This is a genomic window from Bacteroides sp. AM10-21B (assembly GCF_003472565.1).
In the GTDB taxonomy this organism is placed as follows: Bacteria; Bacteroidota; Bacteroidia; order Bacteroidales; family Bacteroidaceae; genus Bacteroides; species Bacteroides propionicigenes.
The window spans coordinates 86361-103988 of sequence record NZ_QRME01000011.1; the positions used below are offsets into that span (position 1 = coordinate 86361).

The 17628-nt window shown below is 44.2% G+C and carries 17 protein-coding genes and 7 tRNA genes; 9 read left to right on the plus strand and 15 right to left on the minus strand.

All coding sequences use genetic code 11. From position 1 onward, the window contains the following. Nucleotides 1-93: 93 nt before the first annotated feature. From DW121_RS14110 to DW121_RS14120, 3 genes are read right to left on the minus strand one after another with little or no spacing between them, the layout of a single operon-like run. Nucleotides 94-621 (minus strand): IbrB-like domain-containing protein, encoded by a 528-nt coding sequence (locus DW121_RS14110; protein ID WP_117711788.1) that lies wholly within the window; start codon nucleotides 619-621, stop codon nucleotides 94-96. Beyond that, nucleotides 618-1907, minus strand: a complete 1290-nt coding sequence (locus tag DW121_RS14115) for a DUF3440 domain-containing protein (protein WP_118324173.1) — start codon at nucleotides 1905-1907, stop codon at nucleotides 618-620. The genes DW121_RS14110 and DW121_RS14115 overlap by 4 nt, the downstream gene beginning before the upstream one ends. Before the next feature lie 2 nt (nucleotides 1908-1909). Next, complete coding sequence (locus tag DW121_RS14120) at nucleotides 1910-2305, minus strand: hypothetical protein (protein ID WP_117711792.1); 396 nt, start codon at nucleotides 2303-2305, stop codon at nucleotides 1910-1912. A 510-nt stretch (nucleotides 2306-2815) separates the two neighbouring features. Here DW121_RS14120 and DW121_RS14125 point away from each other — a divergent pair. The 5 genes from DW121_RS14125 (at nucleotide 2816) to DW121_RS14145 (ending at nucleotide 8764) form a co-directional block, all read left to right on the plus strand. Beyond that, complete coding sequence (locus tag DW121_RS14125) at nucleotides 2816-4552, plus strand: hypothetical protein (RefSeq protein WP_187120044.1); 1737 nt, start codon at nucleotides 2816-2818, stop codon at nucleotides 4550-4552. A 14-nt stretch (nucleotides 4553-4566) separates the two neighbouring features. After that, entirely contained in the window at nucleotides 4567-6141 is a 1575-nt protein-coding gene (locus DW121_RS14130) for a DUF5723 family protein (protein ID WP_118324177.1), read from the plus strand. Between the two features lie 25 nt (nucleotides 6142-6166). Next, entirely contained in the window at nucleotides 6167-7603 is a 1437-nt protein-coding gene (locus DW121_RS14135; RefSeq protein ID WP_117711798.1) for a DUF3868 domain-containing protein, read from the plus strand. Between the two features lie 88 nt (nucleotides 7604-7691). Beyond that, nucleotides 7692-8243, plus strand: coding sequence for a chromate transporter (locus DW121_RS14140; RefSeq protein WP_117711800.1), 552 nt, complete (start codon nucleotides 7692-7694; stop codon nucleotides 8241-8243). After that, the gene (locus DW121_RS14145) at nucleotides 8240-8764 is read left to right on the plus strand and encodes a chromate transporter (RefSeq protein WP_118324179.1); all 525 of its coding nucleotides are present in this window, start codon (nucleotides 8240-8242) and stop codon (nucleotides 8762-8764) included. Before DW121_RS14140 ends, DW121_RS14145 begins: the two co-directional genes overlap by 4 nt. Before the next feature lie 8 nt (nucleotides 8765-8772). Here DW121_RS14145 and DW121_RS14150 read toward each other — a convergent pair whose 3' ends face one another. Next, nucleotides 8773-9987, minus strand: a complete 1215-nt coding sequence (locus DW121_RS14150; RefSeq protein WP_117711805.1) for a sugar MFS transporter — start codon at nucleotides 9985-9987, stop codon at nucleotides 8773-8775. A gap of 230 nt (nucleotides 9988-10217) precedes the next feature. Beyond that, nucleotides 10218-10291, minus strand: a tRNA-Asp gene (locus tag DW121_RS14155). 164 nt (nucleotides 10292-10455) lie between these two features. On the opposite strand from DW121_RS14155, the gene DW121_RS14160 reads away from it, so the two are divergent. Next, a complete protein-coding gene (locus tag DW121_RS14160) occupies nucleotides 10456-11772 on the plus strand; it encodes a pyridoxal phosphate-dependent aminotransferase (RefSeq protein WP_117711830.1) in 1317 nt (438 codons plus the stop codon). A 151-nt stretch (nucleotides 11773-11923) separates the two neighbouring features. Then, the gene (locus DW121_RS14165) at nucleotides 11924-12517 is read left to right on the plus strand and encodes a YqgE/AlgH family protein (protein WP_117711831.1); all 594 of its coding nucleotides are present in this window, start codon (nucleotides 11924-11926) and stop codon (nucleotides 12515-12517) included. A 26-nt stretch (nucleotides 12518-12543) separates the two neighbouring features. Here the strand turns inward: DW121_RS14165 and DW121_RS14170 are convergent, their stop codons facing one another. The 3 genes from DW121_RS14170 to recR are packed head-to-tail and all read right to left on the minus strand — an operon-like array spanning nucleotide 12544 to nucleotide 14189. Beyond that, nucleotides 12544-13098 carry a GNAT family N-acetyltransferase gene (locus DW121_RS14170; RefSeq protein WP_117711834.1) on the minus strand — a complete coding sequence of 185 codons (555 nt, stop codon included), beginning with the start codon at nucleotides 13096-13098 and terminating at the stop codon, nucleotides 12544-12546. Then, complete coding sequence (locus DW121_RS14175; protein WP_117711836.1) at nucleotides 13098-13547, minus strand: hypothetical protein; 450 nt, start codon at nucleotides 13545-13547, stop codon at nucleotides 13098-13100. The genes DW121_RS14170 and DW121_RS14175 overlap by 1 nt, the downstream gene beginning before the upstream one ends. 24 nt (nucleotides 13548-13571) lie before the next feature. Then, on the minus strand, nucleotides 13572-14189 hold the full coding sequence (recR, locus tag DW121_RS14180; RefSeq protein ID WP_117711838.1) for a recombination mediator RecR: 618 nt from the start codon (nucleotides 14187-14189) through the stop codon (nucleotides 13572-13574). 116 nt (nucleotides 14190-14305) lie between these two features. Between recR and yihA the strand changes: the two genes are divergently transcribed. Continuing rightward, the gene (gene yihA, locus DW121_RS14185; RefSeq protein WP_117711840.1) at nucleotides 14306-14914 is read left to right on the plus strand and encodes a ribosome biogenesis GTP-binding protein YihA/YsxC; all 609 of its coding nucleotides are present in this window, start codon (nucleotides 14306-14308) and stop codon (nucleotides 14912-14914) included. A 14-nt stretch (nucleotides 14915-14928) separates the two neighbouring features. Next, nucleotides 14929-15525 (plus strand): DUF4923 family protein, encoded by a 597-nt coding sequence (locus tag DW121_RS14190; protein ID WP_117711842.1) that lies wholly within the window; start codon nucleotides 14929-14931, stop codon nucleotides 15523-15525. 126 nt (nucleotides 15526-15651) lie between these two features. Here the strand turns inward: DW121_RS14190 and DW121_RS14195 are convergent. The 7 genes from DW121_RS14195 to nspC all read right to left on the minus strand — a co-directional run bounded on the left by DW121_RS14195 (nucleotide 15652) and on the right by nspC (nucleotide 17507). Further along, nucleotides 15652-15724: transfer RNA gene (locus DW121_RS14195), tRNA-Gly, on the minus strand. Nucleotides 15725-15750: 26 nt separating this feature from the next. Continuing rightward, nucleotides 15751-15832, minus strand: a tRNA-Leu gene (locus DW121_RS14200). A gap of 20 nt (nucleotides 15833-15852) precedes the next feature. Further along, nucleotides 15853-15925: transfer RNA gene (locus DW121_RS14205), tRNA-Gly, on the minus strand. Nucleotides 15926-15936: 11 nt separating this feature from the next. Then, a tRNA-Leu gene (locus DW121_RS14210) sits at nucleotides 15937-16020 on the minus strand. 42 nt (nucleotides 16021-16062) lie between these two features. After that, nucleotides 16063-16144: transfer RNA gene (locus DW121_RS14215), tRNA-Leu, on the minus strand. A gap of 34 nt (nucleotides 16145-16178) precedes the next feature. Beyond that, nucleotides 16179-16251, minus strand: a tRNA-Gly gene (locus tag DW121_RS14220). Nucleotides 16252-16361: 110 nt separating this feature from the next. Beyond that, on the minus strand, nucleotides 16362-17507 hold the full coding sequence (gene nspC, locus DW121_RS14230; protein ID WP_117712010.1) for a carboxynorspermidine decarboxylase: 1146 nt from the start codon (nucleotides 17505-17507) through the stop codon (nucleotides 16362-16364). Between the last annotated feature and the right edge of the window lie 121 nt (nucleotides 17508-17628).

A 17628-nucleotide genomic window follows, 5' to 3' on the forward strand; every position in this document is an offset into this window, starting at 1 on the left:
AAGACTATACAACCAGTTTATTCTGTTTATGTGCTGACAAATGTAGGCGATTTGGTTAAATTATGCAAGTTTGCAAAAGAATTATTTTGAATGTTAAGGAATATATTCCGGCTTATTATCAGGAATACTGAAATCTTTATTGGCAAATAAGTCCGCCAACCCTGAAATTTGCTTCAAACGAAGTAATTCGTCACGATCCATTCCTATATTTTTCATTATCCACTGATCGGACATCCCGGCATGATCCAATTCGGCAACAATGTTGCACATTAGTTCGATGTTATGCGTTCCGCGCGCACGATTATGGCGAATGGTGGATGCCATACGGTTAGACAGTTCCTTGTCTATCACTACAACCGGCAACAAACCGTTTTCACGCTGGTAAATCCGCTGGGAAGTCTTCAACACCTGATAACGATGGTATCCGTCCACTAAAATATAATTATCTTTCTCCTTATCATAATAGCAGACGCAAGGCATCGTAAAACCGTCTTCCCAAATAGACAGTTCCAACAATTTCATTTCGGGCGGCGCCACTACATTCGGGTTGTAATCATTAGCTTGTATTTTCTCTATAGGAACTGCTTTCACACCATATACCGGACTCTTATCTACACTCATAACATCATATTTTTGAATTGTTCCATTATTTTGTCTCGTTTGTATATCTCTTCTTTTGTCAGTGCAAATCCCATGTACTTACACGCATGGTCATTCTTCAGGATGCAAATGCACATACGTTTATAGGTAGGTATTTCCCGGAATTCTGCAATATCAATATCGTCCAGATAATCCATACGGACGGGTTTCTTGTTTGTTTTGTAATTGGTATAGTTCACCACTTCGATAGGGATGCCTGCGTCTTGCAGTTTCTTGATAGTATTCTCGCTAAGGCACCCTCCTTTAGTTCGCCAGAATTCGATGCTGACAGTCAGCTTTTTCAAATAGTTGCGCCGGGCTTCTTCGGGTAACGTAGAGAGCAGGAATTGCATAAAACTCTTCCAAGTATACCCCTCAGGTATCCGTACACTCTGCCATCCCATGGCATGGGTTCCACCGTAAATACCCGTAAAATTCACGCCATTGACACGTCCTATCATCTTTCCCCAAGTATTAGGGTCTATCACTTTATACAACGCCAAACTTTCCTGTGCTTCGCAAAGGAACGGACTTGCCACACGCTGACGTTCTATATTGACTCCCGCCTTATAATACAAGTCGTATAAATGATTGTAATCGAAACCAAACTTTCCATTGGCCGTCCAAATGTCCGTCGTTTTCCAATCGTATATGGGGTACGCATTATATATGTCATTACCGATTTTAGAGGTCCACCTGTAATTATGGTACATTTGGTATTTGCGATTTAAATGGATGCTGCGCCAACGGTTAAAGCTCTCCTGCGTACGGATGCCTATAAGGAAACAAGTACGCACCGCATCTTTTCGCAAATGCAACCATTTGGCAAAATGCATTTGGTATTCGTAATCCCACATATTCTCCGTATAGAAAGGGAAAGCCTCCTTTGTATAGGACCCCGGGGGCATCTGGCGTACCCAAAGCTCTTTCATATCCTCATCCCATGGCCGCCAATAGCTTTGATACATAGATGTACAGGTTGTAACTTTGAAAGGCACACATACCCGATAAACCTCTAAGATATCCTTATTGGCTTCTAATATACGATCTACATAGTCTATGGTTACGGTATACTGTATCTCATAGTCCATATGAAACACACATATCTTTCGCTTCAGGTTATTGCACCGGATATAATCTATACACAAGTTCAGCAGTACACCGCTATCCTTACCACCGGAAAAAGACACGCATATAGTATCGAACTCCCTAAAAATCAATCCCAAACGTTCCTGTGCAAGTTCGTATACATTTTTAGATGTGACCATAGTTATCTGTCTTTTTTCATTTTCACATAACGGGTCCAGACTTTCTCCTCCGAAAAGCCCAACTCTTTGAAAAGAGAGCAATGTTCCATGAAAGTAACCGAAGTCAATTCTTTACTCGAATCCGTTTCTGATATGACTTTTTCTAATAACAGTTTTAGTGTATCCTCATTATTACCTTCCACATAATAATTATTGATAACATACTCTTTCTTCTTTTCTTCTACCGGTATAAAACCTATAACGTTCTTTTTGTCTATTGCCACAAACCAGACAAAGTCTTCCGATGTGCGAAATGGATAGTTATAATTCTGTTTCAGTATTTCCGGATTCATCACCAATGGCGCCACGAGCTCGTACAGCCGTCTGTCTGTTCCTTGTAGTTGTGTAATCTGTATCATTGTAGTGTTGTCAGGCCAATTTTTCTTTTAATGTTCAAAGATAAATATTAAACTTTATAAAATGAGCGGCTTTTAAATAGATTTAAGAATTGAGCGTCTATTTGTCACAAATTATTCTATTTTTGAGAATACATCACAACTAACTGTCAATCAGATATATACAAACAACCTATCTCAGTATACGACTGAGGGTATCTAAGTATACGACTGAGGTACCCTAAGTATACGACTGAGACACCCTGAGTGTACGGCTGAAGCCCCCCTCTGTCTGATGTAAGTTTTTTAGGCAATAGATCTCGTACGCACTGAGAATAGGTATATGCAACATTTATTCGAAATTTTCCACATTTTATCACTGTTTTCACCGACTTATTAAAGAATATTCATATATTTGCGCAGTTTTTAAAGAGTATTCCAAAGGTCTTTAAATTTATCCTATTTTTCCAGATTCTTTAAAAAGAATAAACCGCATAAACAAAACAATAATATCGATTATAAACAGTAAAAATTATGATGCTAAACACAAAAAAAAGACCGCTCATAGCTGCGGCTCTACTATTAACATCGTTAGGAATAACCACATCGTGCATCGATAATAGTTATGACTTAAACAAAGATATTGACATGACAGTCAATATAGGTGGCGAACATTTGGCAATTCCCGTAGGATATACGGAGAAAATAACGCTGGATAAAATCATTGAAATTGACGAAGGAGATGATTTGCAGGTATTGGAGAATGGAGAATACCATTTGCTGAAATCGGACAATATTGATGAGACAAATACATCGGTAAAGTTAGTGGACATAAATAAATCAGAGAATAATATTAGTCCAATTAGCATTATTAATGAAAATGAATTCCCTACAGATGCCGACTATACAGCAGAAAATGTAAAAAGTAACGGCTTCATTGATGCAACAGCCACAGAAATAGATCCGGCTGTAATAGAAATCGGTTCTTTGACAGCCATGGATGATGTAAACCTAACCTTGAAATTCAAGCTCGACGGTGCACTAAGCTATAATAAAGCTACAATTAAGACTATGGAAATTGCGTTCCCTGATTTTTTACAATTCAAAGAGCAACTTACCGACAATAAATATACTATAACCAATAAGGAAATTGATAAGAATAACGGTTTAGAGGTTGTATTGCATGTAACCGGATTTACATTTAGTGAAAAATACGGTGACGGGAAAAAAGTTGATGCCGGTACACTCTCGCTTCATGAAGCTGTAAATGTAGAAGCTACTGTTAACGTTACCGAAATCGATCTTTCAAAGAAAGCCTCTTTAAGTATCAAGCCGCAAATCACTCTGGACAAAATGACCGTAAACAGTATGCAAGGTACTGTAAAACCCGATATGAATGTAAAACCCACAGAAGTGGAATTAAGTAATTTACCGGATTTTTTACAAGATGACGATGTTCAACTGGATATTATCAATCCGATTTTCTCATTTAAAGCCAACAACCCCTTAAATACAAATATAGAACTGGATGGAGTTATGACTGGCTATAAGAATGGGACAGTTACTAAAAGCGTAAAAATAGGAAGCGGTAACGGTGGAGAGTCAATTATACTAAAACCAAGTGGACAAAACGAACAAACCATTTCTTTAACACGTATTGCAACCACAATAGAAGGGGTGACTAATGTTGTTGTACCCAATTTAAATGACATAATCGAAACTATCCCCGACAAAATTACCGTCGAATTGGAACCGGCTGTAAAATCCAATGACTATTATAATGTTGGCTTAGGGCAAGACTACATATTAAACAGTAGTTACGACATTGATGTTCCTCTGAGTTTCGGCAGCAATCTGAGAATTGTATACGAAGAGACCATTGACGACTTCGATCTCGACCTTGAAGATGTAGACATCAAAAAAGCGATTCTTTCAATAAACGCAGTCAATACCATTCCTTTAGCAATGGAAATCAAGAACGAGAACGTCAGCGCACTTGATGCGAATGGCAACGTGATAGAAGATATTGATGTAACCGTAGAAGGAACAATCACGGAAAGCAAAGATGGCAAAACTGAAGTTTCAAGCACGTTATCCATCAATCTCAACGCAACGGCAGAAGGTGCCATCAACAAACTGGACGGTTTGAAGCTGAAAGTAACTGCTGTACCGGGACAAGCCACTGATGTTCAGTTATTAAGTTCACAGTGGATGCAACTGAAAGATATGAAGCTGAAAATACCTAATGGCATCAAAGTAGATTTGAATTAAGAAAAATATATTTCATGCGATACAAACTAAAGATTCAACAATCATATATAATGAAACGAATGAGAACAAATGTTTTAGCAATTATACTGTCCGGAGCAGTAGCGACACTTGCAATCAGTGACGCAATGGCACAGACACAGAACAGCCGTTCAACCTATTTTTTGGAAGGAAGCACTTACCGTCATGAACTCAATCCTGCCTTTATGGGCGAACGCGGTTATGTCAGCTTCCCCGGTTTGGGAAATCTTACAATCGGTGCACAGTCCACAGGTGGTGTAGGCGACTTTATCTTCAAGAAAGCCAATGGAGACCTCACCACCTTCATGAATGAAGAAGTCAGCAGCGCCGAATTCATGAAAGGACTGCCTAAAAGACTGAAAGTAGGCGTCAACATAGACGAGTCGATACTCTCCTTAGGCTTTCACGCTTGGGGCGGTTTCAACACATTAGGTATCTCCGTAAAGTCAAACACCAACTTCTTCATGCCCGATGAGCTCTTTAAGTTCATGAAGAACGGAGTAGCCAGCGAAACAGGAAGCAATTACAATGTGAAAAACCTGAATATCGTATCTACCAACTATGCGGAAATCGCTTTCGGCCATGCACGCGAAATCAATGAACGCCTGACAGTAGGCGCCAAAGTCAAGGCTCTCGTGGGATTGGCAAAAGCAACCATGCATATTGATGAGTTGAACATCCTCGCCTCTCAGGACAAATGGACTATCACTCCTAAGAATGCCGAACTCTATATGTCCGCCAAGGGTCTTATAATACCTACCAAAGGTGAAACCGGCAACTATCAGGAAGACGACTATACGCTGGATGCCGACGGAAACAGAACCCAAACATTGAAAGAAGGCACTGACGGACAGATTTCGTATGATGATATGGATTTTGATACAGACAACCTCGGTCCCACAGGCTTCGGTATGGCTATTGATTTGGGAGCAACGTACAAGCTGAACGATGAATGGACATTCTCCGCCTCTCTGCTCGACCTCGGTTTCATATCTTGGAAGAATACAACTAAAGGAACAATGTGCAAGGACTTCACTTTCGACGGTTTCAGTGATATCTCCGTAAAAGACGACGGAACTGATAGTAATCAAAAGCTGGATACCCAAGTAGACGAATTGGTAGACGACCTTGCCGACCTTGCCAAATTTGACAAGGCAGGTGAAGGCATGAAACGTACCACCGCCCTCGCAGCCACCCTGCACTTGGGTGCACAATACACATTGCCCGCTTACGACCGTCTGAGCTTCGGCTTCCTCTCCACTACCCGTATGCAAGGTAAGCACTCATGGACAGAAGCCCGCGTTTCTGCCAATGTAGCTCCTCTCTCTTGGTTTGAAGCATCTGTAAACTATGCCTTGTCCAACTTCGGTTCCGATGCCGGTATCATGTTGAACTTCCACCCGCGCGGCTTCAACTTCTTCATCGGTGCAGACGTCCCCATGTGCAAATACGAACCGGCTTACTTCGCTCCTATCAGCCGTGCGCAAGTCAACGTAAACATGGGTATCAACTTCACTTTCGGCCCCAAGCACAAGCGTAAATACAAAACGGTAGAAACTCAATCACTCTAAATTCATCAACTAAAACAAGAAGAATATGAAAAAAATATATTGTCTGCTGTTTGCCATGTTGCCACTGGCTGCATTTGCAGGTGAAGTAAAAGTCACCAAACCGGCATTGACTTTGGAGAACGATACGCTGACACTGGATTTCAAGTTCAATATGGAAGCCGTGAAAGTCAACAGTACTCAATCCTATGCATTTACTCCGGTACTGTTCGCCGGAAAGAAGTACAAAACCCTGCCGCCCGTTGTTGTAACCGGTAAGAAGAAATTCAAGATGCGCCATAAAGACCGCAAACTTGCCAAGAAAGGCTATTATGATGCACCTTATACCATAATTAAAGGAAAGTCTGCCGACCGCCAAAATTTGGTTAACTACACCGTATGTCTTCCTTATGAAGAATGGATGAACGAGGCGGATATGTGGATATTGCAGGAAGGCAGAAAAGACTGTCTGCTGGATTTACCCGAAATAAAGGTAATAGAACCGGTAGTTATCGTAGAAGAAGAGCCATTGCCACAGAAAGGGGCTATTTGCGAACCTTGTATGAGCATGGTGTCTTACCTTACTCCAACGGAAGAGCCTTTGAAAGTCCGTTCCGAACAAAACACCCTGTACATAGAATATGCAGTAGGCGGCACAGAATTCAAAGCTGATTTCAAGAACAACTCCACAGAGTTGCAAAAGCTGAAAGAAACTCTGAACCCGCTGACCGAAGGCGATTTGGTTACTTTCAAAGCTATCAACGTATGCGGATACGCTTCACCCGACGGCTCAGCCAAGACCAACGACCGCGTGGCTACAAAACGTGCCGACTCCTTCGCTCTTTATCTGAGAGGAAGCTATCACTTCCCTGACAGCATATTGAACGTAACTTCAGCCGGTGAAGATTGGGACAGCCTTATTAAGATGCTCGAAGAAGACAAACCTGCATATGCAGACAAAGCATTGGAAATCATCAACAAATACACCAACCTTGATGTACGTGAAGCCAGACTGAAGACCGGATTGGGAGCCACGACTTATCGCACCATGATAAACGAATATTATTCCCGTTTGCGCCGTCTGTCTATCTCCGTGGATTACGAAATACGTGAAGTCCGCAACTCCGAAGCGGCAACGTTGATTTATACCAATCCCAAGATGCTGAACCTGCAGGAAATGTATGGCGTGGCCAAGAACTTCCAACCGGGCACAAAGGAATATAAGGAAGTTTATGAAATAGCCGCCACTAATTACCCTGCAGACATTGTGGCGAATATCAATGCCGCCTCCGCCAATATCGTTTACGGTGACTTTGACCGTGCCGGACAATACTTGGAAAGAGTAAAAGATGACCCTCGTGCATGGAACAACCTGGGAGTATTGGCATGGCTGTCCGGCGATACGGAAATCGCAAAGGAATGGTTTACCAAAGCCTTGACCGTAGAGCCTGAAAAAGCACAGGAAAACCTGAATAAGATGAAGTAACGTACATCTTGATATAACTCATAAGAGAGTTGCAATAGTGGGATTTTTCCCCTATATTGCAACTCTTTTAGTATAGATATAATAAGACATGAAATACCTGATTCTATTCCTTACATTTGCCAAAATAGGAATGTTTACCATTGGTGGAGGATACGCCATGATACCACTTATTGAGCGAGAGATTGTAAACAAAAAATGGATGACTAAAAACGACTTTATGGAGATGTTCGCATTAACCCAGTCGCTACCGGGAGTGTTTGCGGTCAATATATCCATATTTGTCGGTTACAAACTGCACAAAGTAAAAGGCAGTTTGGTATGCGCTTTGGCTACCATACTACCGTCTTTCGTCATTATGATGCTGATAGCAATGTTCTTTGCCCGTTTTCAAGACAATCAAATTATGATACGCATCTTCAATGGCATTCGCCCGGCGGTGGTAGCCTTAATCGTATTTCCTTGCATTTCCGCAGTGCGTGCCTTGAAACTGAAATACTGGCAACTGGTGCTTCCCGCTATCGCAACATTGCTCATCTGGCAATGCGGACTGTCGCCTGTCTACATTGTTTTGGCAGGAATTGCCGGCGGGCTCATTTACACACTATGGTTAAAAGATAAACTTACAAAACTACAAGCATGATTTATTGGCAGCTAATTTTAGTATATCTAAAAATTGGAATGTTCGGATTCGGAGGTGGCTATGCCATGCTCTCATTAATCCAACACGAAGTAGTAGACCGCTATCACTGGCTCACACTCCAGCAATTTACCGACGTCGTAGCTATTTCACAGATGACACCGGGACCGATTGGTATCAACAGCGCCACATATGTAGGCTATACCGTTACTCAAAGCGCATGGGGAGCTGTTGCCGCCACCGTGGCTGTCTGCCTGCCTTCATTCATATTAGTACTGCTCATATCCTATTTCTTCGTGAAATGCAGAGACAACAAATACATCAAGGCTGCCATGTCGGGACTATTGCCAATGTCTGTTTCACTGATTGCCGCAGCCGCCTTGTTACTGATGAATAAAGAAAACTTCATTGACTACAAAAGCATTCTCATCTTTGCGGCTGCTTTCGGAGTGACTTGGAAGTGGAAGATACATCCTATCCTGCTGATAATACTTGCGGGAATGGCCGGATATATTCTATATTGACAGGTCTTTTACCGCACTTTTCCTGCGACAGACAGCATTTTGCGTGCATAGCACCAAACCACGCAATAAGCAGCCAACGGTACGATAAACGCTATCACCATTGTTGTATAATCGGCTACAAGCCCCATCAACAGAGGACCTACTACCCCGCCTACGGGAGACATCATCAAGAAAGAAGAAGCACGCTTGGTATGGTTGCCCAACCCTCTTAGAGAAAGAGCAAAAATAGTAGGAAACATTATAGCCTCGAAAGCATATCCGCAGAGCAACGCTATCAGTGACACCATACCGACATCAAGCAATACCGCCAAAGTAGTCACTACCGTTCCTGTAGCGCAAACCAACAACATTTTCTCTGCACGTACACGTCCCATAATCCAGCTACCCGCAAAACGTCCCAGCATAAACAAGCCCAATCCGCCAAACGAGAGTACCAGTGAAGCATCACGAGCATTCATCCAGCCCTGCTCTACTACATAATTGATAAAAAAGCTATTAATGGAAATTTCTCCTATTTCGTAGGCAAACAAAGCGAGCAGACCAAAGATAAAAAGTTTGTGTGACCACAGCCCTATCTGATGCCCTTCTTCATCCACCTCTATCCCATGCTCTATTTCGGGTAGCTTTATCCTTGAAAAAACCAGTGCTACTAACAATACAACTATCCCCATACCGACATAAGGCAGAGCCACATTACCCCCACTGCCATTCCCGTCTTCCGAAAACAAAAGCAACCCTGCCAATACAGGAGCGCAAATACATCCCAATCCGTTGAACGATTGTGCAAAATTCAAGCGGCTGGCAGCTGTCTCTTTTGCTCCCAATTCCGTAGCATAAGGATTGGCTGCAGTTTCCAAAAAAGTCAGTCCGCAACCAATGACAAAAAGAGCAAACAAAAACATATTGAACGACAGATAGTACTGTCCGGGAATAAACAATAACGACCCGATACCATACAGCAGTAATCCGAAAACCACCCCTCTGCGATACCCGAAACGGCTTATGAATAAGCCTGCAGGAATAGCCATAACAAAATATCCCATATACATCATTGCTTGGATAAAAGCCGAATGCGCTTTCGTAATATCCAGTAATTCTTGGAAATGTTTGTTCAGCACATCCAAAATGGCATGCGCAAATCCCCATAAAAAGAAGAGAGAAGTAATCAATATAAAAGGAACAAGATATTGTTCCCCCACCAACGGTATTCGTTTCTGTTTCATAATATCTTTTATCTGCCAATAAATGCGGCTGCAAAGATAAACAATAAAAACTTGTCCATAACCTATCCAATTTAAATAATTACCGCCCCCGGATACAGTTATCACAAAAGCATCACGAATAAGCCATATAGAGGCTATCTAAAGCCTTTTTTTTTGCAGAAACAACAAAAAAGCAAAGCTCTGAAATCCTTGAATTTCAGAGCTTTGCTTTAATTTGCTATTTGCTTTCGCGGTGCGTACGGGACTCGAACCCGTGACCCCATGCGTGACAGGCATGTATTCTAACCAACTGAACTAACGCACCAGAATTTCATTCTTTCATCGCTATCTCTCTCGATTGCGGTTGCAAAGGTAGGCGTTTTTTTTTAACCTGCAATAGCTTGAAAGAAAAAAAATCATCTTTTTTTTAACATTGGTTGATTATAAGAGATTTATGTTACCTTTGCATAGACAAAAAAAATAGAAATCATGAAAAATACCCCTATTGAACGTAAATTAATAGATGAAACTATCGAAGATTTTCATATTGCAGACTTTGCAAAAGCTACTATTCGCGAAGTAAAAGCTATCGCAGCTAAGGCAGAAGCTGATTCCGGTGTGGAATTTATAAAAATGGAAATGGGAGTTCCCGGACTGCCACCTTCGGCCGTAGGAGTAAAGGCGGAAATTGAATCTCTGCAAAAAGGGATAGCAAGCCTATATCCGGACATCAACGGTTTGCCGGCATTGAAAGAGGAAGCATCCCGCTTTATCAAAGCATTCATCAACGTAGATGTAGCGCCGGAAGGATGCGTACCGGTAACAGGCTCCATGCAGGGAACTTTTGCCTCATTCCTCACATGCAGCCAATGCGACGGGAAGAAAGATACCATCCTGTTCATCGACCCCGGTTTCCCCGTGCAAAAGCAACAATTAGTTGTAATGGGACAGAAATATGAAACCTTTGATGTGTACGATTACCGTGGTGACAAACTGAAAGAAAAGTTGGAAAGCTATCTCAAAAAAGGCAATATCTCCGCCATTGTTTACTCCAACCCGAATAATCCCAGCTGGATATGTCTGAAAGAAGAGGAACTCCGCATTATCGGTGAGCTTGCCACTCAATATGACGTAATTGTCTTGGAAGACCTTGCCTATTTCGCCATGGATTTCCGTCAGGACCTAAGCAAACCGTTCCAAGCGCCATACCAGCCTTCAGTAGCCCATTACACCGACCATTATGTCTTGCTCATATCCGGTTCCAAAGCATTCAGCTATGCAGGACAACGCATCGGAGTAAGTTGCATCTCGGACAAACTTTATCACCGGGCATATCCGGGACTGACACAACGCTATGGTGGCGGTACGTTCGGCACAGTGTTCATTCACCGCGTCCTGTACGCCCTTTCTTCCGGAACCAGCCACTCGGCGCAATATGCGCTTGCCGCCATGCTGAAAGCTGCCAATGAAGGCGAATACAACTTCTTGGACGAAGTAAAGATATATGGAGAACGCGCACGGCGATTGAAAGAGATTTTCCTGCGTCACGGTTTCCATCTGGTATACGACAACGACCTCGGAGACCCCGTAGCAGACGGATTCTACTTCACTATCGGCTATCCGGGCATGAGCAGCGGCGAGCTTGCCAAAGAGCTGATGTACTACGGCGTAAGCGCCATTTCACTGGTAACCACCGGAAGCCACCAAGAAGGATTACGCGCCTGCACCTCATTCATCCAAGACCATCAATATGCCCAGTTGGATGAACGTATGGCTATTTTTGCAGAAAACCATCCTATAAAATAGACCGTATATGCCTTTTACAGAGAATGAACGTTCAAAACCATGAAGACACTTCATTCTCTGTAAAACCTTAAAAACCCCAAGAAAGACACTTTTCTCGCAAAAAAGAGAAATATAATTTGCTCCTTTATAGAAAAATACTTAATTTGGGGGCATGTATATCAATACGGACATATTCAAAATAGAAACTAACCATATAGTTCCTACACGAGGAAAAGTTCTTATATCCGAACCTTTTTTGTGTGACCATATGTTCGGGCGAGCGGTTATTTTATTAGTAGACCATACACAAGACGGAACAATGGGATTGGTCATGAACAAACCGTTGCCTCTATTTTTGAATGATTTATTAAGCGAAATCGACTGCCGGGAAGATATTCCTATCTATAAAGGCGGTCCCATCAGCACCGACACCCTTTTCTATCTGCACACGCTGGATAACGTAGCAGACTCACTCCCGATAGCCAACGGATTCTATCTGAACGGCGATTTCACCGCCATCAAGCGATTTATGGCGGAAGGAAATTCTATAAAAGGAAAAATACGCTTCTTCCTCGGTTACTCCGGCTGGGAGCCCGGACAATTGAAGCAGGAGATAGAAGAAAATACCTGGCTGGTGGACAAAGCGGATATTCCCTCACTCATGGATGAAAAAGCCAGCAGAAGCCTATGGAAAGACGCGCTTGGCAAACTCGGCGGGAAATATGAAATGTGGTCACGCTTTCCGCAAATCCCCACCCTGAACTGACAGCAACCGACAAACCCGATTGCCGATTACCTTTTATCCGGTTCCGCACTCTCAGGACGAATACGCTGCATCAAAACAACATCCTTAAATTCGCCGCCTGTAAACCACCACTCTTTCAACAGTCCGCACTGCACAAACCCACAAGAGCCGAACAGACGCAGGCTCACGTCATTATCGGCAGCCACATGAACAATCAGTTGCTTCAGAAACAAAAAGCCAAAGGCATAATCACATAAAAGTTTCAAGGCATCGGAAGCATATCCATTCCCTTGATACTCCTTTCGCACCGCAATCCCCACCTCACCGCGGGAGTGCATCGGGGCAAAGTCCGTAACATCAATAGTACCCACCACGGCATCATCCTCGAGACGCACTATCATCATGCGAAGCTGACGGTCGGCAAACATATCGCATTGCGAGTTTTCCATGTATTGCTTCAGCACATACTTGGAATATGGCACAGAGAAGTTCGTGACATCCCACGTCTGCGGGTCATTCTCCATGGCATACATTATCTCCAAATCTTCCGGTTCCATGGCCCGGAGACGTACACGTTCACTTACAAAATAAGAAGGTTTCATTATTCTTTATCTATATGCAGTTCCTTACGCAAACGATTTTCACCCGGCAGGCAGAACAGCGACGCGGTCAGAGCAATCAAAGCGCAAAGCACTCCCTTATTGCTCAGCATCATATAATAAGTGAGAAATCCCGCCAATACCGGCACGGCAAGCAGAGCCAGACGCACTCCGCTCCACAGCGCGTACAAGCGCAGTGCATCCGTAATGGCAACAACATCTATTTTCTTAGCCAGCACCCACGAAAAAAGTTTCAGGGAAACGGGCACTAACGCAGCCGTAAGCAGAATCGTAACAGTCTCCGCAAAATACGTAGCGCGCACATCTCCCGCATAGGCGCCAACCCATTCTCCGCCCGTCTCTCCAAAAGCCACGAGGAATACGGGCAACATCCAGAAATATACAAACACCATCTTCGTGCGGGAAGCAACCCGCTTTATCTTTTCTTCCATACAATCATTTTTTTAAGTTATGTGTCATACCGCGCCCGTAAACGGAGTACGGTTCACAATGCTGCGTCCGAGCGTTACCTCGTCCGCATATTCCAGTTCGTCTCCCACAGAGATACCGCGCGCTATCACAGACAGCTTCACTCCCAACTTTTCCAGTTTGCGATAAATATAAAAGTTGGTCGTATCGCCTTCCATAGTAGTACTGAGGGCAAACACCACTTCCTTAATGCCACCCGCTGCCACCCGCTGCACCAGACTCTCTATTTCCAAGTCACCGGGGCCTATTCCGTCCATCGGCGAAATCACCCCGCCCAGCACATGATACAGTCCGCGGAATTGTTGCGTCGCTTCCACCGCCATCACATCACGTATGTTCTCCACCACGCAAATAACGGAAGAATCACGCTGAGGATTGGAGCAGATACGGCAAGTCTCCGTATCAGAAATATTATGGCACACCTTGCAGTACTTCACTTCATGCTTCAGCGTAACGATGGCATTGCCGAAAGCCTCCACCACCGCCGTATCCTGCCGCAGCAGATGAAGCACCAGCCTCATGGCAGTCTTCCGGCCCACACCCGGCAGTTTGGCAAACTCATTCACCGCTTTCTCCAGTAATATCGAGGGAAATTGTCCGTTCATACTTAAAGTTCTCCTATTGGCGGGCAAAGATAGAGAGAAATCCGCATTATGAACAAAGATTTTTGAAATAAGTGCTACCTTTGCAGGAAGAAACAAATTAAAAAACAGATAACAAAATGGAGATAACAAACGCTGAATTCGTCATCAGCAATACAGACGTAACCAAGTGCCCCGGCGGGACATTCCCCGAATACGCCTTCATCGGACGTTCCAACGTTGGAAAATCCAGCCTCATCAATATGCTGACAGGACGCAAGGGGCTTGCCATGACGTCCGCAACTCCGGGAAAAACCATGCTCATCAACCATTTCCTGATTAACAAGAGCTGGTATATCGTAGACCTTCCGGGCTACGGCTACGCCAAGCGCGGACAGAAAGGACAGGAGCAGATTCAGCGCATCATAGAAACCTACATCCTGCAACGCGAGCAAATGACCAACCTCTTTGTTCTCGTAGACAGCCGCCACGAGCCGCAAGCCATCGACCTTGCCTTCATAGAATGGCTGGGTGAAAACGGAGTGCCTTTTGCCATCGTTTTCACCAAAGCCGACAAGCTGAAAGGCGGCAGGATAAACAGCAACATCCGCCATTATTTGGAGAAACTGCACGAACAATGGGAAGAGCTCCCCCCCTACTTCGTCACGTCTTCCGAAAACCGTATGGGACGCGAAGAACTGTTGGGCTACATCGAACAAATCAACAAGGACATTAACTCCAAACTATAATTATTATAACCGAAATGAAAAGATTTGTTTTTTGGCACATATTCGTTGCCGCATTGCTAATGGCTTCCAATAGCCAAGCACAATCTCTGAAAGATTTATTAAACAAGGAGAACATCGAGAAAGTAGTAAGCACCGTAACCGGAAAAAGCACCGCCGGCATGGAAGGAACATGGGCATATACCGGTTCGGCCATTGAATTCGAATCGGACAACCTACTGCAAAAAGCAGGCGGTTCGGTAGCTGCCGGCGCTGCCGAAAGCAAGCTGAACGAGCAATTGGCAAAGGTGGGCATCAAAGAAGGACAAATGTCTTTCACCTTCAATGCAGACAGCACTTTCACAGCCAAAGTGGGTGCGAAAAGCATAAAAGGGACTTACTCCTATGACGCTTCCACACAGCATGCGAACCTGAAATTCATGAAGCTGATTCCGCTCAGCGCCAAAGTAAACTGTACATCCACCAGTATGGATTTGCTGTTCAATTCGGACAAACTATTAAAGCTGATTACCCTGATTTCCAGCAAGAGCAGCAATGCCACGCTTAAGACAATAGGCTCACTGGCAAACAGCTATGACGGCATGATGCTGGGCTTTGCCTTGAAAAAGGAATAAACACACCAATAGGGTTTTCGGATTGACCCGAATAACCCCTATAACGGAAAAACAAAAATCCCCGTAAGTATCATTACTTACGGGGATTTTTGCTTTTTTTTTTAAAATAAACTTAAATAGGAAAAGAGCGGAAAACGAGACTCGAACTCGCGACCCTAACCTTGGCAAGGTTATGCTCTACCAACTGAGCTATTTCCGCAAATGATGCCCTTCTTACAAAGAGCGTGCCCAGAACAGGACTCGAACCTGCATGCCTCTCGACACACGCACCTGAAACGTGCGCGTCTACCAATTCCGCCACCTGGGCAATCATTAAATCAAAGAAAGAGCGGAAAACGAGACTCGAACTCGCGACCCTAACCTTGGCAAGGTTATGCTCTACCAACTGAGCTATTTCCGCAATATGCTATGTGAAGAGAAGGAGACTCGAACTCCCACGACATAATTGTCACTACCCCCTCAAAGTAGCGCGTCTACCAATTCCGCCACCTCTCCAACATATTCCAAACATTTCACAGACCATTGCCTCTACCCTTGTGCCCAGAACAGGACTCGAACCTGCATGCCTCTCGACACACGCACCTGAAACGTGCGCGTCTACCAATTCCGCCACCTGGGCATTAGGTAATTGCAATCATTAAATCATAGACAAGAGCGGAAAACGAGACTCGAACTCGCGACCCTAACCTTGGCAAGGTTATGCTCTACCAACTGAGCTATTTCCGCGTTTGCGGTTGCAAAGGTAGATATTTTCCTTAAACCTGCAAACATTCTACGCACTTTTTTCACACTTAAAATTGAACATTCCGTCCAATGTGAAAGCAGACTTTTGATTATCAACTCATTCGGTCACGATAATCTTCGTAAGAAAATTGCTTGAACACATCAGCTTTCCCCTCTTTTGTCCACATGGCGATGGCGGGATGATGAATTCCGTTGAACATATTTGTCTTCACCATCGTATAATGTATCATATCTTCAAAAATGATTCTTTCGCCGATTTGCAGTTCATGGTCGAAGCTCCACAAGCCCATGTAGTCGCCGCTCAAGCAAGAATTGCCGCCCAAACGGTAGACGTACGGGCCGCCATCCCCCATTTCAGCACCCCGGACGGCAGGCTGGTAAGGCATCTCCAGGCAGTCGGGCATATGGCAGGTGAAGCTGACATTCAGGATGGCGGTACGGATGCCGCGATTCTCTACAATATCCACTACTTCGGAAGTCAGCACTCCCGTCTGCCAAGTAAACGCAGAGCCGGGCTCCAAGATAATACGCAAATGGGGATAACGCTCTTTCAGTCCGCGTAGCAGACTAACCAGATGTTCTACATCGTAATCCTTGCGCGTCATCAGATGCCCGCCGCCCAGATTCAACCACTTTATTTGCGGAAACCAGCGGGAAAACTTCGCTTCCAGATGCTCCAACGTGCGTTCCAGTTCGTACGAGGACGATTCGCAATGGCAGTGGCAGTGAAATCCGTCGATACCTTGCGGCAGCGCATCGGGAAGTTGTTCGGCCATTACGCCGAAACGAGTGCCGGGAGCACAAGGATTATACAGTTCCGTCTCTACTTCGGAATACTCAGGATTGATGCGTATGCCGCAGGATATGCCCTGTCCGTCTGCCTGAACCATGGGATAGAAACGTTGGAACTGAGCCGACGAATTGAATGTAATATGGCTACTGCACCGCATGATTTCCGGGAAGTCGGCTTCCGTATATGCCGGAGAATACGTATGCGCCTTGCTGCCGAATTCTTCCAACGCCAAGCGCGCCTCGTAAACGGAACTCGCCGTAGAATGCTCTACATACTCACGGAATATGGGAAACGAGCGCCACATGGCAAAGGACTTGAAAGCAAGAATAATCTCTACTCCCGCCCGGTCGGCAACGCTCTTTATCAGTGTGAGGTTCTTCCTCAACAGTTCTTCTTCCATGATATAGCAAGGAGAAGGGAAAAGGCCGAAATCTTTGTCTGTCATCATTATTGTATATCTTTTTTATCACTCATAAATAATTTGAGGAAACCCTAATCAGCGCCTTTCCCAAAAGTCTCCGACGATTTACTAAAACTTCGGGCAAGATTTACTAAATCGTCCTCCC

Coding starts and splice junctions, on each gene's coding strand:
- DW121_RS14110 (WP_117711788.1), bottom strand. CDS start 621: ATGAGTGTAGATAAGAGTCCGGTATATGGTGTGAAAGCAGTTCCTATA.
- DW121_RS14115 (WP_118324173.1), bottom strand. CDS start 1,907: ATGGTCACATCTAAAAATGTATACGAACTTGCACAGGAACGTTTGGGA.
- DW121_RS14120 (WP_117711792.1), bottom strand. CDS start 2,305: ATGATACAGATTACACAACTACAAGGAACAGACAGACGGCTGTACGAG.
- DW121_RS14125 (WP_187120044.1), top strand. CDS start 2,816: ATGATGCTAAACACAAAAAAAAGACCGCTCATAGCTGCGGCTCTACTA.
- DW121_RS14130 (WP_118324177.1), top strand. CDS start 4,567: ATGCGATACAAACTAAAGATTCAACAATCATATATAATGAAACGAATG.
- DW121_RS14135 (WP_117711798.1), top strand. CDS start 6,167: ATGAAAAAAATATATTGTCTGCTGTTTGCCATGTTGCCACTGGCTGCA.
- DW121_RS14140 (WP_117711800.1), top strand. CDS start 7,692: ATGAAATACCTGATTCTATTCCTTACATTTGCCAAAATAGGAATGTTT.
- DW121_RS14145 (WP_118324179.1), top strand. CDS start 8,240: ATGATTTATTGGCAGCTAATTTTAGTATATCTAAAAATTGGAATGTTC.
- DW121_RS14150 (WP_117711805.1), bottom strand. CDS start 9,987: ATGAAACAGAAACGAATACCGTTGGTGGGGGAACAATATCTTGTTCCT.
- DW121_RS14160 (WP_117711830.1), top strand. CDS start 10,456: ATGAAAAATACCCCTATTGAACGTAAATTAATAGATGAAACTATCGAA.
- DW121_RS14165 (WP_117711831.1), top strand. CDS start 11,924: ATGTATATCAATACGGACATATTCAAAATAGAAACTAACCATATAGTT.
- DW121_RS14170 (WP_117711834.1), bottom strand. CDS start 13,098: ATGAAACCTTCTTATTTTGTAAGTGAACGTGTACGTCTCCGGGCCATG.
- DW121_RS14175 (WP_117711836.1), bottom strand. CDS start 13,547: ATGGAAGAAAAGATAAAGCGGGTTGCTTCCCGCACGAAGATGGTGTTT.
- recR (WP_117711838.1), bottom strand. CDS start 14,189: ATGAACGGACAATTTCCCTCGATATTACTGGAGAAAGCGGTGAATGAG.
- yihA (WP_117711840.1), top strand. CDS start 14,306: ATGGAGATAACAAACGCTGAATTCGTCATCAGCAATACAGACGTAACC.
- DW121_RS14190 (WP_117711842.1), top strand. CDS start 14,929: ATGAAAAGATTTGTTTTTTGGCACATATTCGTTGCCGCATTGCTAATG.
- nspC (WP_117712010.1), bottom strand. CDS start 17,507: ATGACAGACAAAGATTTCGGCCTTTTCCCTTCTCCTTGCTATATCATG.